This window comes from Faecousia sp. (genome assembly GCF_048519415.1).
In the GTDB taxonomy this organism is placed as follows: domain Bacteria; phylum Bacillota; class Clostridia; order Oscillospirales; family Oscillospiraceae; genus JAZOXB01.
The window spans coordinates 16,906-30,469 of the sequence record NZ_DBFZUT010000023.1; the positions used below are offsets into that span (position 1 = coordinate 16,906).

General features: G+C 65.5%; 11 protein-coding genes. 2 read left to right on the plus strand and 9 right to left on the minus strand.

The window, feature by feature from the left end; genetic code table 11:
- Positions 1-18: 18 nt before the first annotated feature.
- Positions 19-744, minus strand: coding sequence for a hypothetical protein (locus tag ACMKFF_RS02890; protein WP_419495964.1), 726 nt, complete (start codon positions 742-744; stop codon positions 19-21).
- A gap of 121 nt (positions 745-865) precedes the next feature.
- On the opposite strand from ACMKFF_RS02890, the gene ACMKFF_RS02895 reads away from it, so the two are divergent.
- Both ACMKFF_RS02895 and ACMKFF_RS02900 read left to right on the plus strand, forming a co-directional pair.
- Complete coding sequence (locus tag ACMKFF_RS02895; RefSeq protein WP_419495965.1) at positions 866-1,744, plus strand: energy-coupling factor transporter transmembrane component T; 879 nt, start codon at positions 866-868, stop codon at positions 1,742-1,744.
- Positions 1,717-4,308 carry an ECF transporter S component gene (locus ACMKFF_RS02900; protein ID WP_419495966.1) on the plus strand — a complete coding sequence of 864 codons (2,592 nt, stop codon included), beginning with the start codon at positions 1,717-1,719 and terminating at the stop codon, positions 4,306-4,308. Before ACMKFF_RS02895 ends, ACMKFF_RS02900 begins: the two co-directional genes overlap by 28 nt.
- 338 nt (positions 4,309-4,646) lie before the next feature.
- Here ACMKFF_RS02900 and ACMKFF_RS02905 read toward each other — a convergent pair whose 3' ends face one another.
- From ACMKFF_RS02905 to ACMKFF_RS02940, 8 genes are all read right to left on the minus strand, one after another.
- Positions 4,647-5,810 (minus strand): MFS transporter, encoded by a 1,164-nt coding sequence (locus ACMKFF_RS02905; protein WP_419495967.1) that lies wholly within the window; start codon positions 5,808-5,810, stop codon positions 4,647-4,649.
- Positions 5,807-6,880 (minus strand): DUF3810 domain-containing protein, encoded by a 1,074-nt coding sequence (locus tag ACMKFF_RS02910; RefSeq protein ID WP_419495968.1) that lies wholly within the window; start codon positions 6,878-6,880, stop codon positions 5,807-5,809. The genes ACMKFF_RS02905 and ACMKFF_RS02910 overlap by 4 nt, the downstream gene beginning before the upstream one ends.
- Entirely contained in the window at positions 6,877-8,016 is a 1,140-nt protein-coding gene (locus ACMKFF_RS02915; RefSeq protein ID WP_419495969.1) for a cysteine desulfurase family protein, read from the minus strand. Before ACMKFF_RS02915 ends, ACMKFF_RS02910 begins: the two co-directional genes overlap by 4 nt.
- Positions 8,013-8,462 (minus strand): GNAT family N-acetyltransferase, encoded by a 450-nt coding sequence (locus tag ACMKFF_RS02920; protein ID WP_349134649.1) that lies wholly within the window; start codon positions 8,460-8,462, stop codon positions 8,013-8,015. Before ACMKFF_RS02920 ends, ACMKFF_RS02915 begins: the two co-directional genes overlap by 4 nt.
- 61 nt (positions 8,463-8,523) lie before the next feature.
- On the minus strand, positions 8,524-9,471 hold the full coding sequence (locus ACMKFF_RS02925) for a transketolase family protein (RefSeq protein ID WP_418487140.1): 948 nt from the start codon (positions 9,469-9,471) through the stop codon (positions 8,524-8,526).
- A 1-nt stretch (position 9,472) separates the two neighbouring features.
- Complete coding sequence (locus ACMKFF_RS02930) at positions 9,473-10,318, minus strand: transketolase (protein ID WP_349134651.1); 846 nt, start codon at positions 10,316-10,318, stop codon at positions 9,473-9,475.
- Positions 10,319-10,364: 46 nt separating this feature from the next.
- A complete protein-coding gene (locus ACMKFF_RS02935) occupies positions 10,365-12,278 on the minus strand; it encodes an LTA synthase family protein (protein ID WP_419495970.1) in 1,914 nt (637 codons plus the stop codon).
- Position 12,279: 1 nt separating this feature from the next.
- Positions 12,280-13,564: glycine--tRNA ligase (locus ACMKFF_RS02940; protein WP_419495971.1), on the minus strand; the 1,285-nt coding region annotated here is incomplete at its 5' end.

Consider the following 13,564-nt stretch of genomic DNA (forward strand, 5'->3'; position numbering starts at 1 on the left):
TCGCAGCAAGCCCGTTTTTTATCCGACGATCGTCCCAGGCGCGTCCGAGAACGCAGAGCAGACCTCCAGCACGACGTGCTCCCGGCGCGCCAGCTCCACGCAGCGGTCATGCAGCACGCGTGCTCCGCCGCGGGCCAGCAGAAGCATATCATCATAGGAGATGCGGCCGTATTTCACGGCGTCTGGATGCAGACGCGGGTCGCGGTCATAGACGCCGTCGACATCCGTATAAATGCGGCAGAGATCGGCGTGCAGGAAGGCCGCCAGCGCGACCGCCGTCGTATCGGAGCCGCCGCGGCCGAGCGTCGTGATATCCCCGGCGGTGTCCACGCCCTGAAAGCCCGCTGCCAGCACGACGCGCCCGGCCCGCAGCTCCCGCTCGATGCGGTCGCCGCGCAGGCCCAGCACCCGCGCGCTGCCGTGGCTGCCGTCCGTCTGCAGGCCCATCTGCCAGCCGCACAGGCTCACAGCCGGGACGCCGAGACGCGCCAGCGCCAGCGCGCACAGGCTGACGGAGACCTGCTCGCCCGTGGACAGCAGGCTGTCTGCCTCCCGCCCGGCGCAGTCCGGGTCGATCTCCCGCCCGCGCGCGAGCAGGGCATCCGTTGCGCCCGCCTGCGCCGAGAGCACGGCGACGACCTCGTCCCCGGCGCGGTGGGCCGCGGCGATGCGCCGCGCCGCGCGGTACAGCCGCCGTGTGTCGCCGACGGACGTGCCGCCGAACTTATAAATGACACGAGCCAAGAAAATTCCTCCTTTCCCGCTGCATTCTATGCCGCCGCGACACGCGCTGCCACGAAATGAGTTTACTTCCGACCTGTTTTGTGGTAAACTTATCAAAGTGTTTTTTGTGAGGTGAGAGCCAGTGCGCTCCGGCTTTGCGCGCCTGCATCCGCTGGTGGACCTGACGTTCTTCGTGCTGGTGCTTGCGTTTGCCATGTTTTTATCCCATCCGGCCGTGCAGCTTGCGGGGCTGGTGTGCGCGGCGCTGTTCGCCCTGCGCTGCACCGGCCGCGGCTTCGGCCGCCGGATGGCCATGCTGCTGCCGCTGATGCTGCTGGCGGCGGTCGTCAATCCGCTCGTATCCCATCAGGGCGTGACCGTCCTGTTCCGTTTCCCTTCCGGAAACGCCTGCACGCTGGAATCCGTGCTCTATGGCATTTCCGCCGCTGTGCGGCTCGGCACGGCCGTGCTCTGGTTCATGGGGTGGAACGCCGTGATGACGTCCGATAAATTTGTCTATCTGTTCGGCAGGATCCTGCCGTCGCTGTCCCTGACGCTGTCCATGGGCCTGCGCTTCGTGCCGCGCCTGCTGCGGCGCACGCGCGAGGTCGCACAGGCGCAGAAGCTGGCCCGGCCCGCGGAGCGCGGCTGGCTGGCGGGCATCCGCCGCGCCGGTCGCGTCGTGTCCATCGTGGTCACCTGGGCACTGGAAAATGCCCTCGATACGGCGGACTCCATGAAGAGCCGCGGCTATGGTCTGCCGAAGCGAACGGCGTTTTCGCTGTTCCGCTTTACGCTGCGGGACGGCATCTGCCTCGGCATACTGGCCGCGCTGGGCGGGGCCGTTCTGGCCGGGAGCCTGACCGGCGGGCTGAAATGGTGGTACTACCCCGCGCCCGGCGGCGCGGCCGGTGCACAGGCTGCGCTCTGGACGGCAGCCTTCACGCTGCTGGCCGCATTTCCCCTGATCTTTGACGCAAAGGAGGCGATCCAATGGCGGGCATCACGGTCTCGCACCTGAGCTTTACCTATCCGCAGGAGACGGTCTCTGCCCTGCAGGACGTCTCGTTTTCCGTGGAGGAGGGCGAGTTCCTCACGCTTATTGGCCCGTCCGGCGGCGGCAAATCGACGCTGCTGCGCGCGCTGAAGCCCGCGCTGACGCCGCACGGCAGCTTTACGGGAGATATTTCCTTCTTCGGCGAGCCGCTTTCCGCGCTGGACGCGCGGCGGCAGGCCGCCGAGATCGGCTTTGTGCTGCAGAAGCCGGACGACCAGATCGTCACGGACCGCGTGTGGCACGAGCTGGCCTTCGGTATGGAGAGCCTCGGCTTTGCCACGCCGGTCATCCGCCGCCGCGTGGCGGAGATGGCAAGCTTTTTCGGCATTGAGGAATGGTTCTCCCGCCCGGTGGAGGCCCTGTCCGGCGGGCAGAAGCAGCTTCTGAATCTGGCCTCCGTCATGGCGCTGCAGCCGCGCGTGCTGCTGCTCGACGAGCCGACATCCCAGCTCGACCCCATTGCGGCCGCCGATTTTCTGAACGCCGTGGCGCGCATCCGCCGCGAGCTCGGCACAACGGTCATCCTGAGCGAGCACCGGCTGGAGGAAGCCCTGCCGCTGTGCGACCGCGTGCTGGCGCTGGAGCAGACCGTTCTGGCCCACGGCACGCCGCAGGAGGTCAGCCGCACCCTGCGCGCGGCCGATAGTCCCGTTTATTTCTCCATGCCGACGCCGGTACGCGTCAGCGGCTCCGTCGGCGCGGACGAGTGCCCCGTGACCGTGACGGAGGGGCGGCAGTGGCTGGCGCGCTACGCCGCCGCGCACCCGCTGGCAGACGTCCCGCCGCGCAGGCTCCGCCCCGCCGGAGAGGAGCTGCTCGGCCTGAAGGACGTCTGGTTCCGCTATGAAAAGGCCGGCGAGGACGTGCTGCAGGACCTGAGCTGCAGCTTTGCCCGCGGCCAGCTGACTGCCCTGCTCGGCGGCAACGGCAGCGGCAAGACGACGACGCTGAGCCTGCTGGCCGGTCTGCGCCGCCCGCTGCGCGGCAAGCGCTTCTGCCGGACCGAGCACATCGGCCTTCTGCCGCAGGACCCGCAGATGCTCTTTGACCGCGCCACGGTCCGCGATGAGCTGCGGGAGCAGCTCGCCTCCCTGCCGGAGACGGAGCAGGCGCGGCGCATGCAGGAAATGGCCTGCTTCTGCCGTCTGGAGGGCCTGCTGGACCGGCATCCCTACGATCTTTCCGGCGGCGAACAGCAGCGCGCCGCGCTGGCCAAGCTGCTGTTGGCCGGGCCGGAGCTTCTGCTGCTCGACGAGCCGACAAAGGGCATGGACGCGCAGGTCAAGCGCGAGCTGGCCGCGATCCTGAACGGTCTGCTGGAGCAGGGCGCGACGGTCGTCATGGTCAGCCACGACGTTGAATTCTGCGCGCAGTATGCCGACCGCTGCCTTCTGATGTTCGACGGCTCCATCGCAGCCGAGGGCGGCCCGACGGACTTCTTCGCCGGGAATCACTTCTATACGACGGCCGCGAACCGCATGGCCCGCCGCCTGCTGCCGCAGGCCGTGACGTGCGAGGAGCTGATCGCCGCCTGCGGCGGCACGGAGGCCCCGCCCCCGGAGCGGCGCGAGCCGCCCGCAGCCCCGCCGAAGGACCTGCTGCACCCGCCGGAGGTCAAGCCGCTGCCGCACTGGCGCAGCCTCGGCGCGCTCGGGCTGCTCGGCTGCGTCGTCACGCTGTTCCTGCAGCTGACGCACAAAATCTCGATCCCGTTTCTGGCTGCCGTGCCGCAGGGCGCGCTGTGCGTGGGGCTGGCGTTTCTTCTCATCGGCGCGATGCTGCTCGTCTCGCGCAGGACGGGCCGCGCCTCGGAGGCAGGCCCGCGCAGGCATTTGACCAAGCGGACGTGGGTCTCGCTCGGCGTGATCGCACTGGCTGTTCCCGCGACGATTCTCTGCGGCGTGTATCTGCTGGGCGACCGGAAATATCTGTTCATCTCGCTGCTCGTGCTGCTGGAGGTCATGCTGCCGTTCGCCCTGCTGTTTGAGCGGCGCGGCCCGACGGCGCGCGAGCTCGTGCTGCTGGCCGTGCTCTCGGCCCTGTGCGTGGCCGGGCGCGCGGCGTTCTCCGCCCTGCCGCAGTTCAAGCCGGTGCTGGCCCTTGTCATCGTCAGCGGCGTGGCCCTCGGCGGCGAGGCTGGTTTCCTCACGGGGGCGCTTGCCATGCTGCTGTCGAACGTCATGTACGGGCAGGGGCCGTGGACGCCGTGGCAGATGTTCGCCATGGGCCTGTGCGGCTTTCTGGCGGGCGTGCTCTACCGCCGCGGGCTGCTGCGGCGCGGCCGCGTGAGCCTGTGCATCTACGGCGCGCTGTCTGCCCTGCTCATCTACGGCGTGCTGATGAACGTCTCGTCCGCCCTGCTGTGGCAGAGCCCGGTGAGCTGGGCAACGATCGGGGCCTATCTGCTCTCCGGCTTCCCGGTGGACTGCGTCCACGCCGCGGCGACGGTCTGCTTCCTGTGGCTGTTCGGCGAGCCGATGCTCGAAAAGCTCGACCGCATCAAGGTCAAATACGGTCTTCTCGCCTAGCTTTATGCGGGTCATTATTTCGTTCTTTCGGGCTGCGCCGCACAATTGATCGAGAGCATTCGCCGAGAGATTTTTGGTCGAGCCAAGGTTTGGGAAGTGCAGGCGTACTTTGTGTACTCCAAACTTCCCGAACCGATGGATCGGCAAAAAATATCCGGCGAAGGCCGATGATGAATTGTGCGGCGCTGCCCATACAAAAAAAGTCCCCTCGGATATGAAATCCGAGGGGATAGTCTGCATTTTGGGTCCGGCGCGCCGCGCCGGGGTCGGGAAGTACACTCGCATTGGATAAGCTGTAGCGCCATTATAGCACGTTCTGCCTGCGAAGTCTGTCGAACTCAGCAGGCGGCGTGCTTTTTTGTCTGCACGGTGCACCACACGATGGCCGCACCGGCGGCGGAAGCAATCGTGCAGACCGTCAGCAGCAGCGGCACACCCGAGGCGTCGAGCAGCGCGCCGCCGAGCACGTTCGCGGCGACCGCGCCGATCGTTCCGGCCGCGCCAAGGAAGCTCTGGCCCTTGACGGCGTCCTGCACGGGGATGATCTCGTTGACATAATACACCGAGCTGACGGTATAGAGGGCGAAGCCGCCCATCTGCATGCACTGGGCCAGATAGAACCCGGCCGTTCCGGGCAGAACGAGCGTCAGCAGCAGCCAAAGCGTGAAAAACAGGCCGGACAGCCGCAGCCAGGCCCCGCTGCCCGCCTTCCGCAGCAGGAATGGGAAGCCAAACAGGATGGGAAGCTCCAGCAGGGCCGCAAGCATCGTCGCCGTTCCCTGCGCATCGGCGTTGCCCTTCCACTGGGCCACGCGGTAGAGATAGCTTGCCAGCGTGTTATGGCCGAAGAACAGCAGGAACGCGCCCGCCAGCAGCAGGCAGAAGCGCGGGCTGCCGCGCAGGAACCGGCCAAGGCCGGAGGCCCGCTCCGTCTCCGCCTCCGGCGCATCCTCCGCCGTGCGGGGGAAGCAGAACGCCGTGGCCGTCAGAACGGCGGCAAGGCAGAGGGAGTAGAGCGGCACGGTGCGCAGGCCGCCGCGCAGCAGAAGCACATTGGCCAGCTGGGCTGTCAGGCCGAAGCCGATGGACCCGGCGCCGCGGGAGATGCCGAAATTCAGGCGCATGCCCTTCCGCTCCGCCGCCATACCGAGGGCATTGACGAACGACGGGACGGTCTGCGCCATGCAGCAGGCCGCAGCATAGAGCGCGGCCGTCAGGGTCAGGCTCTTTGCCGCCGGGAGGAGGGCCGCGCAGCACAGCAGCATCAGCCCGCCGCCGGTCAGCAGCGTCAGGCGGACCGTCAGGCGCGAGCGGTCGCATACGGCGGCCAGAAGCGGCTGCAGCACGAAGCCCGCCGCCGTCGCGCCGCCGAGCAGCAGGCCGATGGCACTGTCGCGCATGCCCATCCCGGCAAGATAGCGCTGAGCATAGGAAATCAAAACGCCATGGATGCTCCACAGGGCGATCTGCATCAGGGTATAGAGCCAGGGCGCTCGTTTCATTGCGTGGCCTCCTGTGTAAAGTACCAGGCGGTCAGCAGATCGACCACCTCACCGTAGGACTGGCGGCCGGATTCCACACCGACCGTCTGCAGGTAGCTGTTGTAAATCTTATCCGTGACCTGGGAGACCTTCTGGTCTTCCACTTTTTTATAGTGTGAGTTCGCCGCGGCGCAGTCGGCACGGAGCTCATCGCACGCGCCGCTCCAGACCTCGTTTGCCGCAGCGGCATCGACCTTGCGCAGCGCATTGTAGCAGTAGAGGAAGGCCGTGTAGTAGCCGGAATAGGCAAAGCGGGCATCATCGCTCGCCTCGCAGGCGAGGAAGGCGGCAAAATTCGCCTCGTTCTCGCGGGCGAAGGCCATGCGGTGGCCGATCTCGTGGCACATCGTGAACGGCACGGAGGCCGTGAACGTCGTGGAGCTGATACTGCTCTCGCCGGTGAAGGCGATGAAAATGCCCGTCGTGCCCGTTTTGCCAAACCATTTGCTGCTCAGCAGCGTCTTGACCCGGGCCGTGGAGCCGTCGAAGCAGTCCGTCGTTTTGGCAAGCGTCTCATAGCCCGCCCCGGCCTGCTTGCCGAGCTGTGAGAGCCCCGCTGCTTCTATGACGCCGTCGGCATCGCGCTCGACCAGCGGCGCGGTCTCGTTGGCCTTCTGCAGAAAATAGGCCGTGACCTCGCGCAGCTCGGCGGCGGTACGCTCCTGCGTTTCCATGCCGAGACGCTCGGACATCGGCGGCGCAAAATAATTCAGGCCCCACACGGCCATAAAAAAGAAGGCAGCGCCGCACAGCGTCAGCAGCAGCCCGCTGAGCCAGCGCAGAAAGTGATGGTGCACAAGGCTGCGGATCAGTGAGATGACGCCCCACAGCACGATAAGGCACAGGCCCGGCTCCCACAGCGGGAAGGACGTAACGCTCGTGATCCCGGCCAGCACGCCGAGGATCCAGCGGGAAAACGACGGATAGAAGCGGAAAAAGACGTCCGTCCACTGTGTGGCCGCCAGAACGAGCAGGCCCGTCAGGGCCGCGAGCGTGACGGCGGAGATGAGATTGCGGAGCGGGCGGGTCATGCGCGCCGCCCTCCGCCCCGCAGCTCCGTCAGCACGGCGGGCAGGGCCTCGGCCAGTGCGCGGATGTCGTCCTCCGTCGTCTCATCGGAGAGCGAGACGCGGACGGAGCCGTCGATCCACGCGGCGTCAACGCCCATGGCCTCGAGCACATGGCTGCGGTGGCCCTTGCTGCAGGCGGAGCCTGCGGAAACGTAGATATCGCGCTCCTGCAGGGCGTTGATGAGTCCCTGCGAGCGGACACCCGGCACGGCGAGATTCAGAATGTGCGGAGCTTCCTGCGCACCGAGCAGCTGTACGCCGTCGATGGTACGCAGCAGCTCCTGTGCCTGCGCCAGCAGGCGGCGCTGGCGGGCAATGGATTCCGTGCGCTTCGGCAGAGCGGCGCGGCAAGCGGCGGCGAAGGCCGCAATGGCGGGCAGGCCCTCCGTGCCGCTGCGCAGGCCGCTCTCCTGCCCGCCGCCCAGCACGAACGGCGGCAGCGGCAGGCCGGGCCGGATGTACAGCGCGCCTGCGCCCTTGATTCCATGGACCTTGTGGGCGGAGACGGAAATAAGATCCGCGCCGAGCGTGCGCGCCCGGAACGGGACCTTGAAAAAGCCCTGCACGGCGTCCGTGTGGAACAGGGCGTTCGGGCAGACGCGGTGCGTCAGCCGCGCCATGCGCTCAATGGGCATGACCGCGCCGGATTCGTTGTTCACCATCATGATGCTGACGAGGATCGTGTCCGGCCGGAGGGCTGCCTGCAGGGACTCAAGGCTCACACGGCCCTCGGCATCCGGCTGCAGATAGGTGACGGAAAAGCCCTGCTGCTCCAGCTTCTGCATGGGATGGAGCACGGCATGGTGCTCCACAGCCGTCGTGACGATGTGGCGGCCGCGCTTGCCCAGCCGCTCGGCGGCGGAGAAAATGGCCCAGTTGTCGGCCTCCGTGCCGCCGGAGGTGAAAAAGACGCGCTCCGTCTCCGCGCCCATGGCCTCGGCAACGTCCTGGCGGGCGGCGCGCAGCAGCCGGGCCGCCTCGATGCCGAGGCGGTGGACAGCGCTCGGGTTTCCCCAGCGGGCGGTCAGCGCATCGTTCACGGCCGCAACGGCCTCGGCGCAGGGCCGGGTCGTGGCGGCGTTGTCAAGATAGATCATGTTGCTTCCTCCCGGAACATCTGGCAATAGCCCAGCGGCGAAAAGCCCATGCGGGCGTAGAGTGCCGCTGCACGCTCGTTTTCCGGTTCCGTTTCCAGCCGGATGCGGCGGATGTGCTCCGCTGCGGAAAGGCCGCGCAGCCATGCGAAGAATTCATGGCCCAGGCCGCGGCCGCGGAAGGCGGGGCGGACATACAGCTCCTCCACCCACAGCTCCAGCCCGCCCGCCTCGTGGGAATATTTGAGCGAGAGCAGGCCATAGCCCGCAGTCTCGCCGTCCTGCTCGAGCAGGCAGGCGCGCTGCAGGCTGTCCGAGCGGAACAGCTCGTCGAGCGCCGCGTCGTGGTAGGATGCGGGGAGTGGGTGCAGCACGGCGTCCGTATCGTAGAATTCCGCCAGCAGCTCGCGCAGCACGGCGCGGTCGGCGGACGTGACAGGTCGTATCATAGATCGGTCCTCCATAACAGAAAGCCTCCGCCCCGCTGAAGCAGGGCGGAGGCAAGGAATCTTAGTGTTTCTTTGCCAGCGCTTCGCGGATCTTGTCGCACAGGACCTCCGGCGTCAGGCCGTAGGCCTCGAGCACGGCGTTGGCCGTGCCGCTGCGGCCGAAGGCGTCGTTCACGCCATGGCGAACGAGCGGCGTCGGGCAGTTCTCGCTCAGATACTCGGCAACGGCGCCGCCGAGGCCGCCGATGATGCTGTGCTCCTCGGAGGTGACGATGCAGCCCGTCTCGAGCGCGGCCTTCCTGACCAGCTCGCCGTCGAGCGGCTTGATGGTGTGCATGTCGATGACGCGGACGGAGATGCCCTCCGCAGCCATCATCTCGCGGGCCTTCAGCGCCATCTGGACCATGAGGCCCGTGGCGATGACGGTGACGTCCTTGCCGTCCTTCAGCGTGACGCCCTTGTCCAGCTCAAACTTGTAGCCCTCGATCTCGTCCGTGACGGTCTCAACGGCAGCGCGGCCCAGGCGCAGGTAAGCAGGGCCGTCATACTCGAGCAGCGCCTTGACGGCGAGCTTCATCTCGTAGCCGTCGCAGGGGCACAGAACCTTCATGCCGGGGATGACGCGCATCAGGGCCAGATCCTCGGTGCACTGATGGGTCGCGCCGTCTTCGCCGACGGACAGACCGCCGTGTGAGCCGACGACCTTGACATTCAGGTGCGGATAGCCGATGGAGTTGCGGACCTGCTCCCAGGCACGGCCGGAGGCAAAGATCGCAAACGTGTTCGTGAAGGGCTTGAAGCCGCAGGTGGACATGCCGGCAGCGACGCCGGTCATGTTGCACTCGGCGATGCCCATGTCGAAGAAGCGCTCCGGGTACTTGGCCGCAAAGCCCTTTGTCATGGTCGCGTTGGAGAGGTCGGCGTCAAAGACGACCAGCTCCGGATACTGTTCTGCCAGTTCGACAAGCGCTTCGCCATAGGCGGCGCGGGTTGCAATTTTTCCAGCCATCTTATTTGCCCTCCAGTTCCGCTAATTTGGCCTCGACCTCAGCCTTGGCCTGTGCATACTGCTCATCGTTCGGTGCCTTGCCGTGCCAACCGGCATTGTTCTCCATGAAGGACACGCCCTTGCCCTTTGTCGTCTTGGCGATCAGGACGGTCGGCTTGCCCTTGCAGGCGGCAGCGGCCTCGAACGCGGCGATGAGCGCATCGTAGTCATGGCCGTTCACATGGATGACGTTCCAGTTGAAGGCGGCGAACTTCTGATCGAGCGGCTCGGACGGCATGACGTCCTTCGTCGCGCCGTCGATCTGCAGGCCGTTGACATCGACGACGGCGCAGAGGTTGTCCAGATGATACTTCGCAGCGGACATGGCGGCTTCCCAGACCTGGCCCTCGGCGATCTCACCGTCGCCCAGCAGGGCATAGACACGGTAGTCCTTCTTTGCAAGCTTGCCTGCCAGCGCCATGCCGACGGCAGCGGAGATGCCCTGGCCCAGGGAGCCGGTGGACATGTCGACGCCCTTGACGTGGCGCATGTCGGGATGGCCGGAGTAATGGCCCTTGATGGAGCGGAAGAGCTTCAGATCCTCCTGCGGGAAGAAGCCGCGCAGGGACAGCACCGGGTACAGAGCCGGCGTGCAGTGGCCCTTGGACAGCACAAAGCGGTCGCGGTCCGGGTCCTGCGGGTTGGCCGGGTCGACCTGCATGACGTTGAAGTACAGCGTCGTGAGGATGTCCATCGCGGAGAGGCTGCCGCCGATATGGCCGGACGCGGCGGTATGAACGGCGTCAAGTCCGAGCAGCCGTGCCTTGGTAGCCATGATTTCGAGCTGTTTGCCGTAAAGTTTTTCCATAGTGATCATTCCTTTTCGAGTTATTTCAAAACGCAGAAGCGGGATGCTAGGATTGCGTGGGACGAATGCGGCGGACGTAGTATTCTGCAATGGCATAGTTCTGCTTTGCCTGCAGCGCGTCGCCGGAAAGCGTGTAGGTCAGCAAGGCGATGCCCTGTGAGGCAGTCGGAGCGCTGCCCTGCGCGACAAGATACATGCCGCGGCTCTGCATGACGGGCAGCACCGCACGGGTCTGCCGCTGGAGCTGCATCCAGGACGGGCCTTCCCAGCCGCAGCAGTCAAAGAGCACGGACATGAGATAGCACGGCGAGATGGTCGGGCCGGTGCCAATGTCGCTTCTTCCAAGCACAGCCTTTGCAGCATCGTTGGTCCAGATGAGATACGGCGTGGTATACAGGTTGTAGAAGCCCTCTGCCGTTCCCTCCTGCACGTTGACGCCAAGCTCCTCATAGAAGCTGTTGCCTGCGCCGAGCGTCGGCTTGTGGTCGCCGAAGAAGACGAGCACGACCGGCTCGGGGTCGTCGCGGAACGAGTCGACATAGGCTGCAAGCTGCTTTCCGGTGCTGGCCACGCTGCCGAGATAGTTGTTCACGGTGTAGTAGGCCGCATCGGAGATGCCTTCGTGCGGGATGTAGGTCTCGCCCCAGACGAGGGTGTCGTCCGCATAGGGGCTGTGGCCCTGATAGCTGACACTGAACGAGAAGCACGGCTTCGAGGGATCGCGCGCTTCCCAGCTTTCGGCCCGCTCGGCGAAGAATGTCTCGTCGTTCGGGTGGCCGTCCAGACTGTTTTCGTCCGTCAGCAGATTTTCGTAGTAGCCATCGAGGAAATGGTATGTCTCGAAGCCGAGGCGCTCGTTGATCTTCTCGCGGCTGTAGAACCAGGCATAGCCGGGATGGCCGCCCTCCGTCTCATAGCCCTGCTCAAGGAAGTAGCGCACGAAGGACTCCGTGTCGCGGCGGTAGCGAGGCTGCGGGTAGGAGTAGCCCGTCAGGAAGGCACGCTCGGCATTGATCGTACCGCCGCCGATGGTATCGGAGATGAGCGTACCGGTGTAGCTCTCGGCCTGCAGGGCATGGAAGTCCGCATAGGGGTCCTGCACAAAGCGCTCCGACACCGAGTCAAACATGGACAAGTCGGAGAAGCTCTCGAGCATCGTCGCGATGACGTTGACTCTCTGCCCCTCCGGGATATCCGCCTCGGGGTAGGCGCTGAGCAGGTCCTCTGCCTTCCGCGCGGAATAGCCGTCCGGCTTTTGGGGCATGGCCTCCGCCAGCGAATTCAGGAAGGAGTAGACAAAGCCCTTCGAGGCATAGTTCTCCGCGTCCTTCCAGACGTTGAAGAGGGAGGTATTCGCCTCCATCATGCTGTCATAGAGGTCCGTATTGCCGTACCAGAGCTCCCATGCGCCGAAGCCCAGCAGCACGATGAGCACCAGCGCCAGAACGCGGAGCCACCAGCGCTTCTTCGGCACGCGGCCGCGCGCCCAGCGGTGCAGGACGATCGTCCCGGCGGCAATGAGGGCGATACCCACAAAGAACATTGCCGGGAAATGCAGGGTATACTGTCCGATGATGCCCGCTCCCTCGCCGATGGTCAGGAAGTCCTCCGCCACGAACGGGTCGCCGCGGAGCGTGACCTTGAAATAGTTGACGAAGTCCATGATGAACAGCAGCACGGACGGGATGAGGAAGCCGAGCCAGGCGCGGTTCGTGGCGAAATAGGTGAAGGCCACGAGCAGTGCGACCGGCAGCAGGTTCAGCAGGTAGATCTTCGGCACATGCAGGTAGGAGCTGAAGCGGCCGCGGGAGAAATCCAGCGTTCCGATCATCTGCAGCAGCATGTGCAGCCCGAGCACGGCCGCGGCCAGCAGCAGGACCGTCAGCAGCCAGCGAACGGCAGGCTTCCGCTCCTTCGGGCGCAGCCGCTCGCGCAGGCTGCGCTTTTCCGGGGCGCTCATGTCAGAATGTGAGCTTTTCGGCAAGCCATGCCTTCAGCTCGGAAACGGGGATACGGACCTGCTCCATGGTATCGCGGTCGCGGACGGTCACGGCATGGTCCGCCGGGGTCGTCTCGTCGCCCACGGTCTGGAAGTCGACAGTGATGCAGTACGGCGTGCCGATCTCGTCCTCACGGCGATAGCGCTTGCCGATGGAACCGGCATCGTCGAAGTCGACCATGAATTCCTTCTGCAGGTCATGGTAGATTTCCTCGGCAGCCGGGGAGAGCTTCTTCGACAGCGGCAGGACGGCCGCCTTGTACGGCGCAAGGGCCGGGTGCAGATGCAGGACGGTGCGGATGTCGTCGTTGCCCTTCTTGTCCTGCCCGACGACCTCTTCGTCGTAGGCATCGGCCAGGAAGGCCAGGAACGAGCGCTCGACGCCGAGGGACGGCTCGATGACATAGGGGATATAGCGCGTGTTCTTCTCCTGATCGAAATACGTCAGGTCCTTGCCGGACGTGTTCTGGTGCTGCGTCAGGTCATAATCCGTGCGGTCGGCAACGCCCCAGAGCTCGCCCCAGCCGAACGGGAACAGGAACTCGAAGTCCGTCGTCGCCTTGGAATAGAAGCACAGTTCCTCCGGGTCATGGTCGCGCAGGCGAAGGTTCTCCTCCTTCATGCCGAGCGAGAGCAGCCACTGCTTGCAGAAGCCGCGCCAGTAGGCAAACCACTCGAGGTCCGTGCCCGGCTCGCAGAAGAACTCCAGCTCCATCTGCTCGAATTCACGCACGCGGAAAATGAAGTTGCCCGGTGTGATCTCGTTGCGGAACGACTTGCCGATCTGGCCGATGCCGAACGGCAGCTTGCGGCGCGTGGTGCGCTGCACGTTGACGAAGTTCACAAAGATGCCCTGCGCCGTCTCCGGGCGGAGATACACGGTGTTCTTCGCGTCCTCCGTGACGCCCTGGAACGTCTTGAACATCAGGTTGAACTGACGGATATCTGTGAAGTTGTGCTTGCCGCACGTCGGGCAGCAGATGTTCTTCTCGTCGATGAAGCTCTTCATCTCGGCCTGCGAGAAGGCGTCGATGGGCTTCGGCAGCTCCTCGCCGGTCTTGGCGCAGTAGTCCTCGATGAGCTTGTCTGCACGGAAGCGCTCATGGCACTCGCGGCAGTCCATCAGCGGGTCGGAGAAGCCGCCGAGGTGGCCGGAAGCGACCCACGTCTGCGGGTTCATGAGGATCGCGCAGTCGAGGCCGACGTTATACGGGTTCTCCTGCACGAACTTCTTCCACCAGGCGCGC